This is a genomic window from Lactobacillus amylolyticus DSM 11664 (genome assembly GCF_000178475.1).
GTDB lineage: Bacteria > Bacillota > Bacilli > Lactobacillales > Lactobacillaceae > Lactobacillus > Lactobacillus amylolyticus.
This window is the reverse complement of sequence record NZ_ADNY01000001.1, coordinates 1-22,364: the sequence shown is the minus strand read 5'-3', so window position 1 is coordinate 22,364 and position 22,364 is coordinate 1. Positions and strand designations below refer to the sequence as shown.

Sequence of the window (22,364 nt, the reverse complement as noted above, 5' to 3'; positions counted from 1 at the left end):
TCAATCTAAAATTGAAACTCCTGGACCAAAACTTGCATTAATTATCTTAACATTACTAAATTCCGACAAAAAGAGTTTTTTTATTTCTTTTATATTTTTTAAAGGTGTAAGAATTTTAACATTTGGTCCCGCATCGATTGTGTAGTAGCATTCAATCCCTTGCTGGCGCAATTCTTCAACTAATTTAATTGCTTTGATCGTGTTAGGTTCAAAATAAGTAAATTCTGGTTGAGCAGTCAAATTAATGGCATGCATCTCATTCGCATTTAATTCTGCCAGCGAACCTAATTTAGTAAAATCATTATTTTTAATAGCAGCGATCATATCATTTAATTCTGCATCATTACGGGCAAGCCATGGCTGAAAAAAGGGTGAATTCTGTGCGGCTTGCATGCCTTTAGTAGAAGATAATTTTTTAGGTTTTTGATCAAGCTCAACCGCTAGAAGATGCAGATCCATCGCTGGTTTTTCGTCTAAAGGATATGCATAAGAGCTTTTGTCATCATGACCTTTTTGCCAAATCGCAAAGCCACCGTAGATTGACCGACTTGCCGAACCTGAACCTATTCGGGCGAGGCGAGATAACATTTTGCGATCAACATCTAAGTCATAATATGCGCAAAAACTAGCAGCTAGAGCCGCAAAAGCAGAACTAGAAGAGGCTAATCCAGCGGCAGTAGGAACATGGTTAATAGATGAAACTTTTAGCGCATCATACGGCAGCCCAAAACTATCTTGAAGTTTGTGAAGATACTGGAACACTCTTTGAGCCGACTGATCAGATTGTTTTTGATTGTTTAAATAAAATTCGTTTTGCTGACCGGTCTCAAGACTGGTTTCTGAATAAAAAGCATCTAGTGTCATTGATAGACTAGACATAAGAGGCAAACGCAATTCCGCGTTCTTTTTGCCCCAATATTTGATAAGTGCAATATTTGTATGTGCACGGGCAGTTTTTTTCATAATCTAAATTTCCTCAACCCAATAGTGATCAATCAAATCTTTGCTTGCTTGCGCAATTTTTTCGGCAGTTTCTGAATTAAGACACAAAGCAATAACAATTCCGCCTAGACCTCCACCGGAAAGTTTAAATCCTAGACATCCTTTTTGATGTGCAATTTGGTTAAGCTGATCTATTCTGTCAGTAGACAGGCCCAATGATGATAAAATCGTTTGTGCTTCATCAAAGATTTTGCCCACTTGTTCTTGATTTTGTTTTATCCAAGCCTTTTTGGTTTGGTCAGCTAGTACGCCCAAACGTTCAATTCCTTTATTTGCTTGGATAGAATTTTCCATTTCTTGGCGCACTTTAGTAACGGCTTCTTTGGTATTTCCTAATTGTCCTGTGTCCATAATCAGCAAAGTAGAATTTAACTTTGCCGTTAGTTTTTTAGGACCGGCTTGTTTGTTGAAGAAAACCAGATAATCTGAATGAACAGTAGCCGCATCAAGTCCCGAAGCCTTGCCGTGGTTGATCATTTCAGCATGATTGGTGATAGCCATAATCTCGTTTTCCGTCATTTGCAAATTGAAAAACTGGTTCATAGCTTTAGTTGTGCCCAGGGCAACGGTAGCGCTGGATCCTAAACCACGTTCCATTGGAATCTCACCAGTGTAAGTGATTTTTAATTTTGCATCGGGTTGACCAGCTTTTTTTAAAATCGTTTTTACTACATACTTGAGACCGTTATATTCATCCGGCGCTTCAAAATAGGGACCATGGTAGCGAGCTGTGTCCATCCACATTTGCGAACCATCTTCGACAGTTGTGCGAATATTCAATGCTTTGATTGGAAGTGCCAGTGCGTCATAGCCGTAAACGACCGAGTGTTCACCAATTAAAATAACTTTTCCATGTGCTAAATAAGAGCTTTTCATTATCTTCTTAGTCTCCAAGTTTGATTTTTAATGAAGAAAATATTTCCTATGCTAAAATAATAAGCAAGGAGTTGCGAACAAATGATCAAAATTTTAACAGGTCGTCAAACCGATCCATTACAAGAAAAAATTCTGGAAGAAGCAATTAACAATTATCAAAAGCATCCAGAATATGAAACTTTCATCATAGTTCCTAATCATATCAAGTTTACCACAGAAGTTAAGGCGATTAACAAACTTGCAGCAAGTCAGCATAAAACTGAAACCACAGTTAAAAACTTGCAAGTTTTATCATTTTCACGTCTTGCTTGGTACTTTTTAAAAGATGCTGAAGTTGGTCTGCCAACTCAACTTGATGATGCTGCAGCAGCTATGCTTTTAAGCAAAATCATTCAGGACAAGCAAAATGACTTAATGCTTATTAAAGAAGACAAGCCAAATTCAGGAACGGTAAAACAACTTTACGATACTATTTTACAGGTTCACGATGGAAATCTCGACTTAGATGATTTTAGTGACGAAAATTTAAATGAAGAAACACGTAAAAAACTGCATGATTTAAGAATTATCTATGATGCTTTTATTGAAAAGACAGCTGGAAGATTTTCAACCAAAAACGAAGTGCAGTTGCAGCTGAATCAAGTTTTAGCTAAGAATCAAAATTTAAAGACAGCTAGCTTTTACTTTACTGATTTCTCACATTTTTCTTTACAGGAACAACTGACAATCAAATTGCTCTTCAGAAAAGCTAAAAACGTTTCTTTAGCCTTCAAAACTCAACTCGGAGATATTAATCCCAAGGCTGAAGAAGGCGATTATGATTATGTCATTCAGCAAACGATTCATAAGCTTGTATCTTTTTTGGATGAAAGAAGAATCTCTTATCAAACAGAGGCTTATCCGCTTCAACCTAAGCAAAGCGGCCGCGAGCTTTTGAATGGCATTTGGACACAAACTATTCCAGCAAATGATGAATTAAAACAGGTTCAGCTTGTGCGTGCGGATTCACGTTATGCAGAAGCCTACTTTGTTGCGCGTACGATTTACCAGCAAGTTGCATTAAATAATTATCGTTATCGCGATTTTTTGATTTTGGCACCAAATCTTCATGAATATGAAACTTATTTAACGCCTATTCTACGGCAAAATCAGATTCCTTATTTTGATGACTTGCAGCAAGAGATGAAATATCATCCGCTTGTGGTTTTAATTGAAAATTTAGCTAAACTAGATGAGCGTCTTTCTACGCAAAACATTTTGACCATTCTGAAAACAAGACTTTTAATTCCTTCCTGGTATCAAGATGAAGCTAGCTATTTGCACGATGTTGATGAACTAGAAAACTTCGTTTTGGCTCATGGGATAAATTATGATCTTTGGAAAAAGAGCTTTTCGGATTTTGTCAAGGCTGAGGTAATTCGCCTGGATAAGCAACCTGAAGAGATCGGTCGAATTGATAAATTGCGCAGCTATATTATTGATAAAGTTACGCAGCTGTTTACTGATTTAAATGCAGAAAATAATAAAGAGGGCAGTCGAAAGGCAATTACTATTTTCTTCAATTTCTTAGCTGACAACGGCGCAATTTCACAGTTGGAAAAGTGGCGTTCTGAGGCAAATGATAAAGGCGATTTGCAACAAGCAGAGCAACCAGAGCAATTGTGGAGTTTGCTTATGCAGCTTTTGCGCGATTATCTTTTAATTAGCCCTGATCATTTTGATCAGGACGAATTTTTTAAGATGCTGATCAGCGGCTTTAAAGAGGCCAACTTTTCACAAATTCCATCAACTTTGGATGCTGTGAATATTTCTGAAATCGGAATGGTTCAAAACAATGGCTATAAGCAGGTTTTTATTATTGGTGCTACCAGCGGCAACCTGCCAAAAATTCAAAAAACACCAGGATTTTTGAGTTCGGAGAACTTAGCGCAAATGGCCGCCGATTTTGATGAGGATTCATACCTGGAAGATCGCCAGGATTTAAACAATTTGGATCAAGATTATCAGTTTGGTCTAGCTCTTGCTTTAGCCGAAGACCGCGTATATCTTTCTTATCCGGTATTGAATGCTGCCAATGAGGAATTGAAGCCATCGCTTTTTTATGAGCGTTTAAAGCAAGATAATGCCCCAGAAATGAGCCAGCATGATCTGCCAGATAATCTGCAGGAATTGCTGTCATTTATTACTAATCCCGATGCTAGTTTGGGATATTTGACATATCTAAAATCAATTTCAAATAGTAAAGCCATTGAGCAACTATTGGATTTGGCAAAGCAAAAGCTTCCACAAAAAACAAATGCCGTTTTGAAAGCAAGCATTTACGATAATCAGCCTGTCAATATTGGAGAAGGACTAGCACAAGAATTATATGGACAAAATTTGAATGCCTCTGTATCACAGTTAGAGACATTTTATGAAAATTCATATGAATATTTCTTAAACTACGGTTTACGTTTGCGGAAACGGTTTGAAAATGAACTTGACGTTATTCAAGCCGGAAACTATTTCCATGAAACTTTTGACAGATTAGTAAAAGAATTGAATCGTAAAAAACTCGATTTAGGCAATATTGATCAGTCTGAACTGGAAAAATTATTAAATGAAGCTCGTCTTCAGATGCAGCAAGAAGGACAATATGCTCAGCTAATGAATGATCCTTTTAACAAGTACTTATTTACTTGCTTGGATCGAACTACTTCAAAAGTTGCAAGAAACTGGCGCAAGTCCCTCATTCAAACACCATTAAGGGCAAAATATTCTGAACTTAGTTTTGGATTAGGAGAAAAAGTTAACGGTTTATCCTTGCCACTCTCTGATTTGTCAGGGCAGCATAAAGCTCAATTGCGCGGAAAAATGGATCGAGTAGATTTAGCTCCTGTCAGTGGTAAAAATCAGGTTCTAGCTCAAATAATTGATTACAAATCATCTGCTAAAAAATTTGATCTTAGTCTTTTCTACAGTGGTATTAGTTTGCAGATGGTGTCATACCTAGATGTTTTAAGCAAGAACCAGCAATTTTTTGCTGGTGAAGAAAAGCTCTCCCTTTTAGGTGCTTTTTATCAGACAGCGACCCAGAAGCTAGAACGACTAAACAGTTCAAATCTGATCGGCAGTGATTTGACAATTAAAACTAATGCTTTAGACAGCAAGCCTAAGTTAATGTATACCGGATTAATTTCAAATGATCCCGAAATCTTGACGGAGGCACAACCACTTTTGTCAAAGAGCCAACCAGTTTCTGAGCTTTATACTGATTTAAGAATTAAAAGAAATGGCGACTTTCATTTGCCTGCTAACCGCAACTTTAGCAAAGAAGAAATCAATTTGCTCTTACAGTATGATGAATACTTAATTAAGCAGGCATCCCAACAGATTCTATCTGGAAAAATAAAACTAAATCCATATAAATATGGAAAAAGCAGCAATGCTTTAACTTACTCTGATTATCGTGATATTTTCTTCTTTGATGCCATGTTGCGACAAAACCAGTATCACGAAATTACTAAAATCGACAAAAAAGACTTATTGAGCAAGATTAGAGAAACACTAGGAAAGGATGCAGGTTAATGCTTTTTACTAAAGAACAGCAACAAGCTATTGATGATCGTGGCAAGGATATTTTGGTATCAGCTTCTGCAGGTTCAGGAAAAACCACGGTTTTGGTTCAACGGGTATTAGATGAAATTTTAAGTGGTACTGATGTTGATCAGTTGCTGATTGTTACTTTTACCAAAGCCGCTGCTGAAGAGATGAAGGAACGAATCAAAAATGCATTGACGCAGGCCTTGCAATCTAGCAATCAAAAAAGATACTTGCGTCGCCAATTGAATAAAATCGATACGGCCAATATTTCAACCATCGATGCTTTTTGTTTGGAAGTAATTCATCGTTTTTATTATGTTATCAATCTTGATCCCAGCTTCAGCATCTTAACTGATGAAACACAGGCAGCTTTGCTTAGAGAACGAGCTCTAAAAGATATTGAAAGCAGTTTTTTGACAGCAGAAGACAATCAAGATTTCATTGATTTCTACAATAATTTTGCTGGTGATCGGGATGTAGAAGCTGCGCATGATCTTTTGCTCGATCTGTATAACTTTGCAATGACCAAACCCAATTATATTGATTGGTTGAGGAGTTTGCCTGATTCTTATGCAATTGAAGACTGCATTGTTAAAAGTGATTTATGGCAAGAGCAAATTAAACCTTACCTGCAAGAAAACATCAAAGATTTGGTCGAAAAAATTGAGCGAATTCTGACGGATCCGGCTATGCAAAGTAAGGAATTGCAAAAAGTAAATCAAAACTTCAGTTTATTCCTTCAAAAAGTCAAGCTCTTATCAAAGGGACTAAACGATGATTTAGACTATAACGAATTAAGAGAACGACTGCGCAGCTGCATTTTTGAATTAAAACCACGAAAATCAAGCAAATGGGATGAAGATTTGCAAGAATTTTATCAAACCACGCAGGATTTGAAGGCAGAAGCAAAAAATCAAATTTTTGATATTTTTACAGCTTTCTTTGCGAGCGATGAAGATGAACAAATTAAAGTTATGCATCACGGCCAGAAAATCATGAAAACGATCGTCAAGGCAGAAGAGGCTTTGATTAAGCATTTTGGTGAGCTTAAGGCAGCTGAGAACTTGCTTGATTATAGTGATATGGAACAGTTTGCATATCAAATTCTTTCTTCAGACACTTCCAATGCTTCTTTGGCACGCGATTTTTATCGTGACAAGTTTAAAGAAATTTTAGTTGATGAATATCAGGACATTAACCCGCTGCAGGAAAACATAATTCAGACTATTAAAGACAAGGATAAAAACACTGTCTTCATGGTAGGGGATGTAAAGCAGTCCATTTACGGTTTTAGACAGGCTGAACCTAGTCTGTTTTTAAAAAAATATCACGATTTTGGTCAAAAAAGTGATTCTTCACAAGAGCGAATTTTGTTGTCCGATAATTTCCGTTCGACAAGACCTGTCACCAAAATAGTCAATCATTTATTTAAACCGCTTTTAAGTCGAAATTTTGGCGGAATTGACTACAAATCTGAAGGCCAGTTGGTATTTGGGGCCAATTATTATCCAGCTCATTTGGATCAAGCCTGCGAAGTAATTTTTCATGAAAAGAGCAGTGCTAATAGCGATGATGATCAAGACATTGATTTTTCAGAAATTCAGATGGTAATTAACCGAATTAAACATTTTGAAAAAGAAAAACTGCAAGTCTTCGATTCACATATGGGAAAATTGCGACCTTTCCGCTATAGCGATATCGCTATTTTAACCAGAAGTCGTAGTGATAATCTGCAAATCATGCAGGAATTTGCTAAAAATGATCTGCCACTTTTTGTAACTGACGCCCAAAACTATTTCCAAACTTTTGAACTAACGATTATGATGAATTATCTCAAAATAATCGACAATCCGGACCAGGATATTCCCTTGGTAACAGTTTTGCGTTCCCCTTTGTTTGGTTTTGATGAAAAAGATTTAGCAAAAATCAGAATCAAAAACAAGCAGACCAGTTTTTACAGTGCACTTTTAGCTTATGTTGCAAGTAATGATTCATTAAGCCAGCGAATTAAAGACTTCTTAAATAAATTGGATAGTTTGCGTGATTTTGCTGCAACGCACCGAATTTCAGAATTGATCTGGAGTATTTATGAGCGAACCAATCTATTGGAAATTATGACGGCTCTGCCTAATGGACAACAGCGTCGAGTAAATTTGGAAGCTTTGTATGAGCGAGCTAATTCTTATGAAAGTTCCGGTTTCAAAGGCTTGTATCAATTTATTAACTTTATTAACCGCATGCGCCGCTCACAAAAAGACTTGGCACAACCACTTCTTACTAAGGAAGCTGGTAATGCAGTAAGATTAATGACAATTCATGGCTCGAAGGGACTAGAATTTCCGATTGTTTTTTATGTTGGAATGGAACACCATTATCAGATGCGTGATTTAACTCGCAATTATGTTATTACTGGAAGTTCTTTGGGATTAACAATCAAAGAAAGCAAATATTGTCTGGACTCATTGGTTAAAGCAATCGATAACGTCAATAAAAAAAAGCAGCTCCTTGAAGAAGAGGCTAGAATTCTTTATGTTGCTTTGACGCGGGCTAAGCAAAAACTAGTTATGGTAGGAGATATTGCCAATTTTGATAAAAAAGTACAGAGCTGGAAAAATAAACTTAATCTCAAGGATAAATTGTCATTAGCTGATAAGCTTTCATCAAATAGTGCTCTTAGCTTCATTGGACCAGCGCTTGCTTTTGATCGTCATATTGCACAAAAAATGAACGATATCAGTCCTGCAATTGATCAGACTGAGGATCTGATTTATATCAAATACGATGATCAATTGAAGCCAGTTCCAAATGGACAAGAAGACAAAACTAATAATGACGAATATGATTTATTAAATGAGACAACCAAAAAACTGTTTAATTTTACTTATCCTTTCAATGATGCCAGCAAAACGACAGCATATCAAGCTGTTTCCGAAATTAAGAAAGCATTCAACGATCCACTTGATACTGATTTGGAGAATAGTCATCTAATTGCATCTACCAATCGCTATTTGCAGCCGATCGATGATAAGCCTAATTTCCTTTTTGAGACTAAATTTACAGGAGCTGAAATAGGTACTGCAACTCACCTTATTCTGCAGTATTATGATTACTGTGATCGCCAGGAGGGTCAGCTGGCTGATGAAATTAAAACTTTAATCACCCAGAAAAAACTCAATCCGGATATTGTACCAAGTATTCATCAGGACCAAATTAATTGGTTTGTAAACAGTGATTTTGCTCAAGAATTTTGGAAACATCCCGATCGACTAAAACGAGAAGTAGATTTTTCAAGCTTATTGTCCGCTAAAACATTATTTAAGGATTTTTCCGATCCGAATGCCAAAATACTGGTTCACGGTACTATTGACGGTTATTATGAAGATCACGATGGCATTATTCTATTTGACTATAAAACTGACCACGTTGATCAGACGCATCTTGAACGGGCTATTGCAGCAATTAAAGCAAAGTATGCAGGGCAATTAAGACTATATGAAAAAGCGCTGACAGAATTCAGCGGAAAAAATGTTAAGAGTAAGTATTTAATTTTGTTAGATGCTAAAAAAGTTGTAAAAGTAGATTAAAATAAAACTGAATTACACAATGAAAGGAGGGCAAAGATGGCTAATATCTTCGCAAAAGATACTTTTGCGGTAGTAGATTTGGAGACAACAGGAACGCAGAGAGAAAATAATAATCATATCATTCAGTTTGGCTGTGCGATTATTAAAAATATGAAAGTCGTTAAGACTTACTCCTTTATGATCAATCCCCATCGCGAAATTCCTTTATCAGTTCAGAATTTAACGCGGATTCATAATGAAGACGTCGAAAAGGCTCCCGACTTTTCACACTATGCCAAGAAAATTATTGCTATATTGGAGGATACAGTTTTTGTTGCTCATAACGTTAATTTCGATCTGCCTTTTTTGAATTACGAGTTAATGCAGCATGGATATCCAGCCTTAACCAATAAAGCAATTGATACTGTTGAACTTGCAAAAATAGCTTTTCCAACTTTACCATCATACAAGCTAAGTGATTTAACTTCGCGTTTAGCTATTAAGCATTTGAACCCACATAAGGCTGACTCAGATGCATATGGAACAGCGATCTTATTAATTGATATCATTCACCGCTTGGAAAAACTGCCACAGGCTACCTTAAATACTTTAGGTTCTTTATCGTCTGGGTTGGTGAGAGACACATCATGGGTCTTGAATAAAATTGCTGACTACTATCGCAAGCAAAAACGACCACTTGCCAAAGAATTTATTCAAGTCAGAAATATAATTTTACAAAAACAGACTGACCCATCTGAACGTTTTGCAGGTGAAAATAATAAGTTCCCTCAGGACAATAAAACTAAGAAAGAAATGTTCAAGGGAAAACTGAATTATCGCAAAGCACAGGTGGATTTAATCAATCACTTGCATCAATTTATTAAAGATCCTAATGAACGAGCAATGATGGTAGAAGCACCTAATGGCACGGGAAAGACATTTTCGTATCTTTTCAGTTACGCATATGAATTATATTCAGGCAGAAAATTAGTAATTGCTGCACCTACAAAAGTATTGCAGGATCAAATTATTGATCGTGAAATTCCGCAAATGCTTGAAATCACCAAATTGGATTTGAAAGCGGAAGTAGTAAAATCGAGCAGTCATTATATTGATTTGGATGGCTTTGTACAGAGTTTATTTAAAGGAACTCCTAATAAGCCTACCTTAGTGTTGCAAATGCAAATTCTAGTTTGGCTTACCGAAACCAAAACTGGGGATTTGGATGAGCTGCAATTGACTAATTATAACGCTCCTTTATTTACGCAGATTTCTCATCCAGGGGATGCTAGAGTTGGCAGTCGTTTTGCTGAAGTAGATTTTTGGAATTTGGCCCGCAAGCGGCAAGAAGAGGCGGATATTTTAGTAACTAACCATGCTTATTTGGCCAATCATTACATGGACACAATTTGGGGGCAGAATCCATATTTAGTAATTGATGAGGCTCACCGCTTTAAAGAAAATGCTATCTCCTCACGAAATGATTCTTTGCAGTTTGAATCTTTATGGGGCGTTTTAAGTCACTTGCGCAATTTGCTTTATTACGCGGAGGACAGTGTACAAAATCAGTTTTCTGAAGACGTTGAATTAAACTTTTTGTTGAAAAAACTTGATCCTGAGATTTTAGAGTTAATTTATCAAATTAATGATTTACAAAAAGCACTCTACGAACAAAAGGATTTGGCAATCAGTCAATCTTTGCTTCCAAACGGAAATTTGCAGCTAAGTTTTCAAGGCAAGACTTTGTTTCCTGATGATGGAGCTTTTCGGTCTCAACTTCCAGCCTTCCAGCAAAAGCTTGAACAGGTCAGACAAGGAACCAATCAGATTTTGTTTCAGCTTTATCAAGAACAAACAAGCTTGCTTGCTAACGAAGAAAGTCTTTTAAGTGAAATAACTGAGCAAATTGATCGATTGGATTACTACAGCGAAAAAAGCTATCAGCTTGCTGATTTGATCAATAATAAGAATAATTTGCAAGAAGAGGGCTTTATCCTGGTTGCCACTAACCCAGAAGATCCATTAAGTTCCAATTTGCAGTGGTTAATGCTGGATGCAGATAAAGAATTAAAGCAAATTTACAATCGTTTTGATCATCTGCTTTTTGTCAGTGCTACTTTGACTGTTGATCATGACTTTTCTTATGCAATTGGACAGTTATCAGTTGAAAAACTGATGCCAATTACTTATATTGGTATTGGGAAAAGCACCTTTAATTTAAATAAACATTTAGAAGTTTTAGCAGTTAAAGACATGCCAAAGCCGAATAGTGAAGAATATGAAAAAGCAATTGAAGAAATTATTACGTCTGATTTGCTTCAAAAGAATCACGTTCTAATTTTAATGACGAATTTGGACACCATCCGTGAGACTTTTTCTAAAATCATCAACAATCCGAAACTAAAGGACTTTGAAATCTTAGCTCAAGGCATAACCGGTTCAAATAATCGAATTGCTAAACGTTTTAGTATTGCTAAAAAGGCAATTATTATTGGTGCGGACAGTTTTTGGGAAGGAATAGACTTTCATGACTGTGGCGTTGATCTCGTCATTGCTACAAAATTGCCATTTGAATCTCCTGATCAGCCTGAAGTTCGCTTAAGACAAAAACGCTTAGAGGATCTTGGAGTTAATGTCTTTGAAGAAGACAGCTTGCCGCGTGCGATTGTTCGCTTGCGACAAGGAATTGGGAGATTAATACGTGGTGAAAAAGATCATGGTCAGTTCGTAATTTTAGATTCACGACTATGGACTGAAAACTACGGTCAAGAATTTATTAAGGCAATTCCAGTCAAAACTGAGCAAATTACAAGAAAAGAATTGAAGACAAAGTTAGATAATTATGATCAGAGACGACACTAGACAAACAATTAAGTTTATTATTTGGGTTATTGTAATCGCAATTTTGTTATATATTGCCAGCATTTTCGTATTTTTCAGGGCGGGCAGTATTGGCAGAGACAATGATCGACAGATTGCTCAAATTGCTAGACAAAAAACGGCAATAACTAACGTACAGACTTACTATCATTTAGATCGTGGCGTTAGCAGCTATGCTTTAAAAGGAACTGATAGCAAAGGGAAGACTTACTATTTTGTTTATTTGCCTAAAACCAAGAGGGCTTATCTCTACCAAGCAAGCAAAGGTACCAGTCAAAGCAAAATCAAAAGTACTTTCACTGCTGCACATAAAGGAGCTACAATTAAAGGCATTAATTTAGGCTGGTATCAAAATAATCCAGTTTGGGAAGTTGCCTATCAAAATAGCAAAGGCAATCTCGGCTACACGCTTTATGATTTTAAGACAGGAAAAGCAATAAACGAAGTCGATAATCTGTAAGTTTATGGTATGATATAACAGAAAAAGATAAAAAGGTGGATAGGAATTTTATGACAGAATTGATTTCAATTAAAGATTGTTCTAAACATGTTGATGAAGAAGTCAAAATGCATGTTTGGTTAACAGACAAACGCTCAAGTGGTAAGATCATCTTCTTGCAATTGCGTGATGGTACCGCATTTTTCCAAGGTGTTGTTCGTAATAATGATGTTTCTGATGAAGTTTTTGAAGCAGCTAAAACTTTACGTCAAGAAGCAAGTTTTTATATTACAGGAACAGTTCACAAAGATGAACGTTCACACTTTGGTTTCGAAATTCAAATTTCAGATTTGAAGATTGTAAGCAACAATGAAGGTTACCCAATTGGTAACAAGGAACATGGTATTGACTTTTTGCTTGATCACCGTCATTTATGGTTAAGATCAAAGAAGCCATTTGCAATTATGCAAATTAGAAATACTATGTTCAAGGCTACTGTTGACTTCTTTGAAAAAGAAGGTTTCATCAAGTTTGATGCACCTATTTTCATGCATTCAGCTCCAGAAGGTACTACTCAATTATTCCACGTTAATTACTTTGATCATGACGCTTACTTGTCACAATCAGGTCAACTTTATGGTGAAGCTGGTGCCATGGCTTATGGTAAAATCTTTACTTTTGGGCCAACATTTAGAGCAGAAGAATCAAAGGGTCGTCGTCACATGACTGAATTTTGGATGATGGAACCTGAAATGGCTTGGATGCACCAAGATGAATCATTAGACCTCCAAGAAAGATACTTGGCTTATATGGTTAAGCAAGTTTTGGACAACAATGAATACGAACTTCGCATTTTAGGTCGTGATCCTGAAAAACTTCGTCCAACCACCGAAGGTAATTTTGTACGTCTTCCATATGATGATGCAGTTAAAATGCTTCAAGACGCTGGACGAGACTTTAAGTGGGGCGATGACTTTGGTGCTCCAGATGAAGGTTACATTTCTGAACAATACGATCGTCCAGTCTTTATTGTCAACTATCCAACCTCAATTAAGCCATTCTACATGAAGAAAAATCCAGAAAATCCAAAGGAATACTTATGTGCTGATGTAATTGCACCTGAAGGCTACGGTGAAATCTTTGGTGGTTCTGAGCGTGAAGGAAACTACGAAATTTTAAAGCAACAAATTGAAGATGCTGGACTTAATCTTGAAGACTATCAATGGTATCTTGATTTACGTAAATTCGGCGGTGTTCCTCACTCAGGCTTTGGTATGGGCTTTGAAAGAACAATTGCTTGGGTTTGTCACCTTGATCACATTCGTGAAGCAATTCCATTTCCAAGATTGATCAATAGAATGCAACCATAAAAAACAAATAATAATTTAAAAAGTTGGACTAATATTAATTAGTTCAACTTTTTTTAAAGGGGAAATTTTTATGCATTTTAATGATTACCGAAACTTAGGTTTTACTACTTTACCTAACGGCTTAATCGCATATTATCCGCAACTTCATATTTCTGATGCAGAATTACTGCTAATAATTCAATTGGAAGCCTTTGCTCAACATGGCGAACAATTTCCATCAAATGAAAAAATAGCGGCCAATACAAATCTCTCAGTTAGTGAAGTAGCCAACCTAATTCAACAATTGATTGACCAAAATTATTTGGCAATTGAACAAACTACGGATTCTCAAAACAGGATAGCGGACAATTATAGTCTAAAACCCTTATATGATAAATTGGATGAATATCTTAACGAGCATGTTTTGGTAAAAGATCAACGTCAACAAAATAGTACTAAGATCAGTGATAGTTTGGAAAATAATCCGTTAAATCGAATCGCACGTCAGTTTGAAATTGAATTTGGTCGATATCTTAGTCCGATTGAGCGTGAAGAAATTGCTTCTTGGTTGAATGTTGATCATTATTCGCCTGAGATCATCAATTTAGCTCTTAGAGAGGCTGTTTTATCACAAGCGTATAGTTTGAAGTACGTTGATCGAATCCTCTTAAATTGGCAAAGACACAATTTAAAAACAAGTTCAGAAGTTAAACAATTTTTGCAAAGGAATCGTTAAATGAGAGAAAAGTTATTAAGCGATCAGGAAGCCCTAGCTGTTTTAAAAAGAATTGACAGTTTATACCCGGGCGCAAAAAGCGAATTGCAATGGGATAGTAAATTTCATTTGCTATGTGCCGTTTTAATGAGTGCACAGACGACTGATAAGATGGTAAATCGTGTTATGCCACAATTTAGTGAAGATTTTCCAACACCGCAAGCACTAGCAAAGGCTCCAATCGCAAAAATTGAACACGATATTAAGAAGATTGGATTATATCATTCAAAAGCTAAACATTTAAAGGCGACAGCGCAAATTTTGGTTGATAAATATGATAGTCAAATTCCGGCTGATAAAAAGAAATTAATGCAATTGCCGGGAGTAGGAGAGAAAACTGCCAATGTCGTTCTAGCCGAAGGATTCGGAGTTCCGGCAATTGCGGTTGATACGCACGTTTCGAGAATATCGAAAAAATTTCATATTGTTCCTGCAAAGGCTACCCCGCATGAAGTTGAAAAAAGATTGGAAGAGCTTTTGCCAAAAGAAGAATGGATTCATACTCATCACGCGATGATTCGTTTTGGCAGATATACAATGCCGGCTCGTGCAAAAAATCCTGATCCATATTCTTATTTACCACCAGAAAAATAGAGCAAAGAAAAGCAAGTTTGGAAAAACCAAACTTGCTTTTTGTTTAACGATTATCTCGATCGTTGTTATTATTGTTATCTGTATTTTTTTCTTTCTTTCGACTCGATTGGGAACTCGAACTAGAAGATGCTGAGCTTGAATTATTCTGTGATGAACGTTCAGTACTGCTTGACTGAGTTGTACTGCCATTTTCAGAACTGCTGCTTTGCTGGCTTTGACTGTCTTGAGCATTTGATGAAGACTGTTCATTCGTGTTCGATTCTTCATCTTCTTCGTCATAACTTGAAGAGTTATCAGTTACTCCAGCAGGAGCATGACCCTTAACAAATAATTGCCATTCACCTGACTGCCCGGCAGAAGCAACTTCAGGTAGATTAGAGTTTTTAACAATTTTAACCCTAATAACTGATGAAGGCTTTACCCAATCAGTATTGGCCTTATTCTGCATCAGATATTTCATCATGCTCTTATAAATCAATTGAGCCGATTGCTGACCTGCACCTGAAATAGTTCCGTCCTTTAAATTGTCATAGCCTGTCCAAACACCCATGACGTAACTCTTAGTATAACCAATAAACCAAGAATCCTTTGGTGTTGACGAGTAACTAGGGTACTTAGCGAGTTCAGCATCAGAATACTTAACAGTACCAGTTTTACCAGCCTGGTAGAGACCTGAAATTTTTGCGGATGTACCTGTTCCTTTCTTAATAACACCTTTAAGCATATCGGTAATCATATAAGCAGTTGAACGCTTCATAACCCGTACACCGCTTGAATCATAATTTCTGGTTAAACCATCTGGAGTTTCAATCTTAGATACAAATTGTGGTTTATGATAAATACCTTCAGTAGCAAAGGCGCTGTAAGCTCCAGCCATTTGCAAACTAGAGGCGTTAGCACCGATCGCAACTGACAGACCTGAACTTGCTGGGACATTAATGCCCATTCTCTTCGCAAAGACAGATGCACGCTTCACACCAACTTTAGCCAATGTTTTAACAGCCGGCACGTTACGTGATTGTTCCAAAGCATACCGCATTGTCATTGCACCCATATACTTATTATCCCAGTCATAAAGCTGAATATTAGTACCAGGATATACGTACTTGGTATCTTCCAAAATTTTTGCAGTTGACCAATTCAAATATTCAATAGCAGGAGCATAATCCAAAACCGGCTTAATCGAAGAACCAGTTGATCTTCCTGTTTGAACGGCACGGTCAAGTCCTAATTGAACTGATGGCAAATGGCGACCACCTAGAATTGCGATAACGTGACCATTTGTTGGATCAACGACAGTGGCACCAATTTGCATTGCGTTGTTGGTAAATGGAATTGAACCATTGTTGGCTAATTCATACAATTTGTTCTGTGCTTTCTGATTGATGTTAACTGTAATCTTTAAGTTATCGTTATAAGGATCAAAGCCCTTTTTCTTAACTTCAGAAATAACTTCCTTAATATATGGATCATCAATCTTGCGTAACTTAGATTCGCTGCTTGATTTATGCTTTACCAAGCCCTTAGTTATGCTTTCATTAACGGCTTTCGTATATTGCGATTTGGTAATTTTATTGTTATTAAGCATAGCCTTTAACACAATATCACGCCGATACTTGGCCTTGGCAGGATAGAGGTACGGATCATAAGCAACTGGAGCGTTAGGCATTCCAGCTATTAAAGCAATTTGGGCTAAATCAAGTTGACTAAGCGACTTGTTGTAATAGTAATTTGCCGCGGTGCCCATTCCATAATTACCGTAATTCATGTATACCTTATTAATATAGAATTCCAGAATTTGATCTTTGCTGAACTCACGTTGAACTTTCATCGCAAGCCATGCTTCTTGAGCCTTACGCTTTAAAGTTCTTTGCGAAGCTGCAGTTGAAAAGACGGTCAATTTTACTAATTGCTGAGTAATCGTAGAACCACCTGCCGCAATACTATTGCTTTTTGCATTAGTTATCATTGAGCCGATAATTCTGACTGGATCAATTCCAAGCTTATCTGAGTAAAATCGCTTATCTTCGACAGAAACAACAGCATCTTTTAGTTGTTGCGGAATCTTACTGTTTTTAACATAAATTCTTTTTTCTGAACCAAGAGATAGCAAAAATTTACCATCTGTTGTATAAAGACTTGAAGTACCGCCGCTTTGCAACTGGTCTTGACTAATATTTGGAGCATCTTTTGCATAATATGCAAATAATCCAATACCGGATACAACTACCAATAAGATCAACAAGAAAATCCATTTGATAATTTGTACCCATATGCGGTTGTTTTTCCGCTTCTTATTGTTAGCTCTGCGAGATTCTCGTGACGCGTTTGCGCGGCTAGAGTCATTACTTCTACTTGTCATTGTTCACTTTCCTAACTGAAATAAAATGATCAACAGCCATTAGGTATGGTAGAGTAGGACGAAAGCCAGATTTGATTTCAATTGAATGATCTTCAATTTCTTTTAAAGTCATTGAGCTCTTATCTTTGGTCCGCCACGCTTTAATGACGAAACTAGCAGGCGTAACAAAATAGCGCTGCAAGCTTGTGAATCCAATAATTGTAAAGCAAATTCCATCTTGTTTCAAACATTTAGCTAAATGAAAAATTTGGTGTTCATGGAAGTTTTTCAAGGGGAAATTGGTCTTATTTCTTGTTTCTTTTGCTTCAAAATCAAGGTAATATCCTTGATACACACCATTATAGTCAGTAGTTGAGGCTTGTCTAAAATAAGCTTCACGAATTACGGCCTTTGACCGTTTCGGGTAATCTACCTTGACAATCTGAATAGGAGTAGGCTTTTTATGAACTACTGCAATTTCTTCTTCAAGGTAGTACTTATTCGATTCATTGATTTGCTGTTCCAGCGTCATCCCACGATCAGAAAAATTTACACCTTTTTTATGATGGTATGCACGCCTTAATTTTGGTTTATTTGCTGGTTTTCTAAAAGCGGCCATGCTACCGCTAGGATATTTGACCATTGACTTCACTCCTGTTAGCATTATAGCAATAAAGAGATGGTTTTTGAATAAAAGGAAGCTTCTTGTATTATGCAACGTTTGTGGGTAACTGGATATCGCAGTTATGAATTAAATGTTTTTGGTGATAAGGACCCAAAAATTACGGTAATTAAATATGCTTTAAGCAATTACTTCAAAGCAAGATTAGATGACGGAGAATTAGATTGGATCATTACTGGTGCTAATCTTGGTGTTGAGCAATGGGCAGCACAGGCCGGAATCGAACTTAGAAAGGATTATCCAGTAAGAGTTTCGATCATGACGCCATATGAGGAGTTTGCAAACCGCTGGAACGAAAACAATCAAGCTGCTTTTTTAAATTTGAAAAACCAAGTTGATTTTTTTGCATCAACTTCTAATACTCCCTATCAAAGGCCCATGCAACTGCGAAACTATCAAAATTTTATGTTGCGTCACACTGATCGGGCTTTAATGATTTATGATGAAGAACATCCAGGAAAACCAAAATACGATTTTAATAGTATAAGAAGGTATCAAAAAGATCATGAATATCAACTTGATTTAATTGATTTTTATGATTTGCAAGATGCAGCTGAGGAATATCAGGAGAATCACGAAAGCAATAATTTTAGTCAATAAAGTTTAAAGTTTTACTAAAGTGCGTTTAGTTATTTAATGCTTTCTTGCTTTTTGCTAAAATAAAAGAGAATGAAAAGGAGTTGTCAGTCGATGGCAAATTTAAACGATATCAAATTATCATCAGAAGATATTTTAAAGAAACAATTTAGAAATAAAGTAAAAGGCTATGATCCAGATGAAGTTGATGCTTATCTTGATCAAATCATCTCAGATTACGAAACTTTTTCTTCTATTATTGAAGATTTATACGGACAAATCGGTAAGTTGCAACGCGAATTGATGGAAGCAAAAGAAACACAAAAGCATGTTCAAACCTCTGTTGCTGTTACTGAACCTGAAGATGTCAGAACATACACACCAACCAATCATCGCAGCAATACCAGCTTTGAAGAAATTGATACGCAAGGTGAAATCTCAACGAATATGGCTATCATTCAAAGAATTTCTACCCTAGAACGCAAAGTTTACAATTTGGAACAACGAGTATATGGATTACAAAAGTAAACTTGCAAAAATAGTATATTTTGTTATAATGATTAATAATGTGAATTTTGAGCAGTCGCGGTTAGCTTTATGCTAGCTGAGGAAAGTCCACGCACGCACGAGCTGCGATGCTCGTAGTGATCGTATTCAGCCTAATAAGCTGGAGGATTTTTAATCACGGCGGAAAAAATGCTAAATCTTCGGACATGCATAAGTATCCTGAAAAGTGCCACAGTGACGAAGCAAAATCGGAAACGATTTTGGTGGAACGAGGTAAACCCTGCGAGCGTGTAACCCAAATTTGGTGGGGGCGTCTCGATCTAAGAAATTGAACTAAAGGTCGGATTATTGCTTAAAGCAATAAAGATAGATGGCTGCTGAAGGTAATCTCGCCAAGGATTGCTGGAACAGAACGTGGCTTATAGAAATTCACATGGCAGAGTTGAGCTTCTTTTTGGGGTTCAACTCTTTTTTTAATCAAAAAGAAACGAAAGAGCATTGTATGAAAGAATATCAACTTTATGCAACAATGGGTGCTGGTTTTGAAAGTGTTGTTGCTAAAGAACTAAATAATTTAGGTTATCAAACGCAAACTGAAAATGGACGCGTTTTTTTCAAGGGAACGCAAGCTGATATTGTCAAAACCAATCTGTGGCTTCGTTCAGCAGACAGAATCAAAATTCTGCTTAAAGAATTTAAAGCTTTAGATTTTGACACTTTGTATAACGAAGTCTACGACTATGACTGGGCAGAGTTATTACCAGTTGATGCTAAATTTCCGGTCCAAGGAAGGGCAGTTAAATCTAAGCTTCATTCAGAGCCGGACGTTCAGTCAATTGTAAAAAAAGCAATTGTTGATAAAATGACGTCTGAATATCATCGTCGTGGTTTTCTTCCCGAAAGTGGCAACGAATATCCGCTAGATGTTCATATTTATAAGAATAAGGCACGGATTTCATTAGATACAACTGGTGCTAGTTTATTTAAACGCGGCTATAGAATTGAACATGGTGGTGCACCTTTGAAGGAAAACTTCGCTGCAGGCTTGCTTCTTTTAACGCCATATAATGGAACTCATCCATTGATTGATCCAATGACCGGTTCTGGGACTCTGGCAATTGAAGCAGCTTTAATTGCCAAGAATGTAGCTCCTGGTACTTGGCGTAAATTCGCTTTTGATGGCTTTGACTGGTTTGATCCACAATTGCATAAAGATGCAGTTGAAGAAGCAAAAAGTCAGGTAAAAGAGTTAGAGGCACCAATTTGGGCTAGCGATATCGACCAATCTATTTTGGAAGTTGCAAAGCTTAATGCTCACAATGCAGGAGTATTGCAAGATATTCGCTTTAAGCAGGTAGCAGTCAAAGATTTTGCGACTGATTTGGAGAACGGAATTATTGTTGCAAACCCTCCTTATGGTAAAAGATTGAAAGATCGTAAATCAGCTGAAGTTTTATATCAGCAGATGGGTGAGGTTTTTAAACCCTTATCCAGCTTCAGTCAATATTATTTGACAGCAGATCCTAACTTTGAAAAATGCTTCGGCAAGAAAGCAACGAAGAAGCGTAAGTTGTTCAACGGTAACTTAAGAGTAGATTTCTATCAATACTGGGCTGATAAAAATGATCACAAATGATCTCAATACAGAAATTTGGGTAATCTCTGATACACATTTAATCGCTGATGTTTTGCATGATAATGGTCAAGCCTTTTCCAGAATGCAAAAGACAAGCCAAGGAAAAGATTTATATTATCAAGAAACAGTGCTTAAGTCTTTTGTCAAAATGGCTAACGAAAAGCAGCCTGCGGCAATCGTCGTTACTGGCGACATTACATTTAATGGCGAAAGAACTTCTGCTGAAAGGTTTGCTCAAATTTTCAAAGGATTAACTAAAACAAAATTATTAGTTGTACCTGGCAATCATGATATTTTTGATGGCTGGGCAAGAGAATTCCGTGGCAAAAAGCAATTTTATGCAGGTCAAATCAGTCCGATGTTTTGGAAGTCTATTTTTGATAAAAGCTATCGGGCCTCTGAAGATGAAGATAGCAATTCTTTAGCTTATAGCGTCCAGCTTAATCCTAATTACTTGCTTGTTTTGGCCGATTCAAACTATTATGGCAAAGAAGAAACGACAACTGCGCCTTTTACAAAGGGTGCTATCAATAGAGATGAATTGAAATGGTTGGAAAAGCAATTTAAGAAGGCTTCCCAGCAGCATTTGCGGCCAATTTTATTCATGCATCACAATTTGTATGCTCATAATCCTGTAGTCAACCAAAATTATGTTTTGGATAATGCTGCAGAAGTTAGAAGATTGTGCGCTCGCTATAATGTTAAGTTGGCTTTTTCCGGTCATATTCATGCTCAAAATATCTTGGGACCGCAAGAAATGACACCAACTACAGAAGTAGTTACTTCGAGTTTTTGCTCAACCGATCAAGGATATGGCGTAGTTCGTCTTCACCAAAAACACATTACTTATGTTCGAAAATCATTTGATATGCGCAAATATCTTGATGATCATGAGAGTCAGAACTACACATTGATGCATTTTCATGATTATCTAAAAAACCTTCAGCTTGGTACTTTAGCAGCAAATTTGATGCAAACCGACTTGAAGAAGAACAGGGATTCACTGGATCTTATTCGTAAAATGGGACGTTTGTTTGCAGAAATGAATTATAATTTTTACACTGGTCAGAATCACTTAAAGAACAATCAATTAGCTAAAATTCATGCTTCTGAAGCTTATAAAACTTTAATCAATGAACATCCTGAATATGAGCTGTATCTCAAGACGCTGTATGATACTTCTAGTCATAGTAATTTACAGGTAAAAATTCGCTATTAATGTAATGAGGGATCTAAGTGAAAAAACATTTTATTCAACTTGGAAGAATCGGGTTAATTTATTATTGCTGGTTATTTATCATTCTATTTATAGGCTTGGTTTTTGCCTATGAAGGCACAGAAAAGGTTAATTGGATTTCAATTATTATTACGGTTGTTTTCTTTTTAATCTTGGGCTATATCTTATGTAATTCCTATTATGAAAAAGATTTGCTTAAATTGCCTTACCGTTCAAAAATAAAACAACCAATTTCAGTGATTACGGTTTGGACTTGGAAAGCTATGCGAATTGAAAAAATCAAAGTAAACAAAATGCAAATAATTTATCTTTTTAGAATTGAGCG

16 protein-coding genes and 1 other RNA gene are annotated in these 22,364 nt (G+C 36.6%); 13 read left to right on the top strand and 4 right to left on the bottom strand.

Annotated elements, in window-relative coordinates:
- Window positions 1-963, bottom strand: coding sequence for a diphosphomevalonate decarboxylase (gene mvaD, locus HMPREF0493_RS00080; protein WP_006351171.1), 963 nt, complete (start codon window positions 961-963; stop codon window positions 1-3).
- A 3-nt stretch (window positions 964-966) separates the two neighbouring features.
- Entirely contained in the window at window positions 967-1,878 is a 912-nt protein-coding gene (gene mvk / locus HMPREF0493_RS00075) for a mevalonate kinase (protein ID WP_006351170.1), read from the bottom strand.
- Between the two features lie 81 nt (window positions 1,879-1,959).
- On the opposite strand from mvk, the gene HMPREF0493_RS00070 reads away from it, so the two are divergent.
- From HMPREF0493_RS00070 to nth, 7 genes are all read left to right on the top strand, one after another.
- Entirely contained in the window at window positions 1,960-5,445 is a 3,486-nt protein-coding gene (locus HMPREF0493_RS00070; protein ID WP_006351169.1) for a PD-(D/E)XK nuclease family protein, read from the top strand.
- Complete coding sequence (gene addA / locus HMPREF0493_RS00065; RefSeq protein ID WP_006351168.1) at window positions 5,445-9,044, top strand: helicase-exonuclease AddAB subunit AddA; 3,600 nt, start codon at window positions 5,445-5,447, stop codon at window positions 9,042-9,044. Before HMPREF0493_RS00070 ends, addA begins: the two co-directional genes overlap by 1 nt.
- 36 nt (window positions 9,045-9,080) lie before the next feature.
- Complete coding sequence (locus tag HMPREF0493_RS00060; RefSeq protein WP_006351167.1) at window positions 9,081-11,885, top strand: helicase C-terminal domain-containing protein; 2,805 nt, start codon at window positions 9,081-9,083, stop codon at window positions 11,883-11,885.
- Complete coding sequence (locus HMPREF0493_RS00055; protein ID WP_006351166.1) at window positions 11,866-12,363, top strand: hypothetical protein; 498 nt, start codon at window positions 11,866-11,868, stop codon at window positions 12,361-12,363. Before HMPREF0493_RS00060 ends, HMPREF0493_RS00055 begins: the two co-directional genes overlap by 20 nt.
- A 50-nt stretch (window positions 12,364-12,413) precedes the next feature.
- The gene (gene asnS, locus HMPREF0493_RS00050) at window positions 12,414-13,712 is read left to right on the top strand and encodes an asparagine--tRNA ligase (protein ID WP_006351165.1); all 1,299 of its coding nucleotides are present in this window, start codon (window positions 12,414-12,416) and stop codon (window positions 13,710-13,712) included.
- 70 nt (window positions 13,713-13,782) lie between these two features.
- The gene (locus HMPREF0493_RS00045) at window positions 13,783-14,427 is read left to right on the top strand and encodes a DnaD domain protein (protein WP_006351164.1); all 645 of its coding nucleotides are present in this window, start codon (window positions 13,783-13,785) and stop codon (window positions 14,425-14,427) included.
- Window positions 14,428-15,060 (top strand): endonuclease III, encoded by a 633-nt coding sequence (gene nth / locus HMPREF0493_RS00040; protein WP_006351163.1) that lies wholly within the window; start codon window positions 14,428-14,430, stop codon window positions 15,058-15,060. It abuts the gene before it with no gap.
- Between the two features lie 43 nt (window positions 15,061-15,103).
- Here the strand turns inward: nth and HMPREF0493_RS00035 are convergent, their stop codons facing one another.
- Both HMPREF0493_RS00035 and recU read right to left on the bottom strand, forming a co-directional pair.
- Window positions 15,104-17,422, bottom strand: coding sequence for a PBP1A family penicillin-binding protein (locus HMPREF0493_RS00035; RefSeq protein ID WP_006351162.1), 2,319 nt, complete (start codon window positions 17,420-17,422; stop codon window positions 15,104-15,106).
- Complete coding sequence (recU, locus tag HMPREF0493_RS00030; RefSeq protein WP_040456546.1) at window positions 17,412-18,044, bottom strand: Holliday junction resolvase RecU; 633 nt, start codon at window positions 18,042-18,044, stop codon at window positions 17,412-17,414. Before recU ends, HMPREF0493_RS00035 begins: the two co-directional genes overlap by 11 nt.
- A gap of 69 nt (window positions 18,045-18,113) precedes the next feature.
- On the opposite strand from recU, the gene HMPREF0493_RS00025 reads away from it, so the two are divergent.
- From HMPREF0493_RS00025 to HMPREF0493_RS00005, 6 genes are all read left to right on the top strand, one after another.
- The gene (locus tag HMPREF0493_RS00025; RefSeq protein ID WP_006351160.1) at window positions 18,114-18,683 is read left to right on the top strand and encodes an SLOG family protein; all 570 of its coding nucleotides are present in this window, start codon (window positions 18,114-18,116) and stop codon (window positions 18,681-18,683) included.
- A gap of 90 nt (window positions 18,684-18,773) precedes the next feature.
- The gene (locus HMPREF0493_RS00020; protein WP_006351159.1) at window positions 18,774-19,187 is read left to right on the top strand and encodes a cell division regulator GpsB; all 414 of its coding nucleotides are present in this window, start codon (window positions 18,774-18,776) and stop codon (window positions 19,185-19,187) included.
- A gap of 43 nt (window positions 19,188-19,230) precedes the next feature.
- Window positions 19,231-19,593: RNase P RNA component class B (rnpB, locus tag HMPREF0493_RS08195), an RNA gene on the top strand.
- A gap of 75 nt (window positions 19,594-19,668) precedes the next feature.
- Complete coding sequence (locus tag HMPREF0493_RS00015; protein WP_006351158.1) at window positions 19,669-20,802, top strand: THUMP domain-containing class I SAM-dependent RNA methyltransferase; 1,134 nt, start codon at window positions 19,669-19,671, stop codon at window positions 20,800-20,802.
- Window positions 20,789-22,021 carry a metallophosphoesterase gene (locus tag HMPREF0493_RS00010; protein WP_006351157.1) on the top strand — a complete coding sequence of 411 codons (1,233 nt, stop codon included), beginning with the start codon at window positions 20,789-20,791 and terminating at the stop codon, window positions 22,019-22,021. Before HMPREF0493_RS00015 ends, HMPREF0493_RS00010 begins: the two co-directional genes overlap by 14 nt.
- A gap of 17 nt (window positions 22,022-22,038) precedes the next feature.
- A partial coding sequence (locus HMPREF0493_RS00005; RefSeq protein ID WP_006351156.1) for a hypothetical protein occupies window positions 22,039-22,364 on the top strand: 326 nt, incomplete at its 3' end.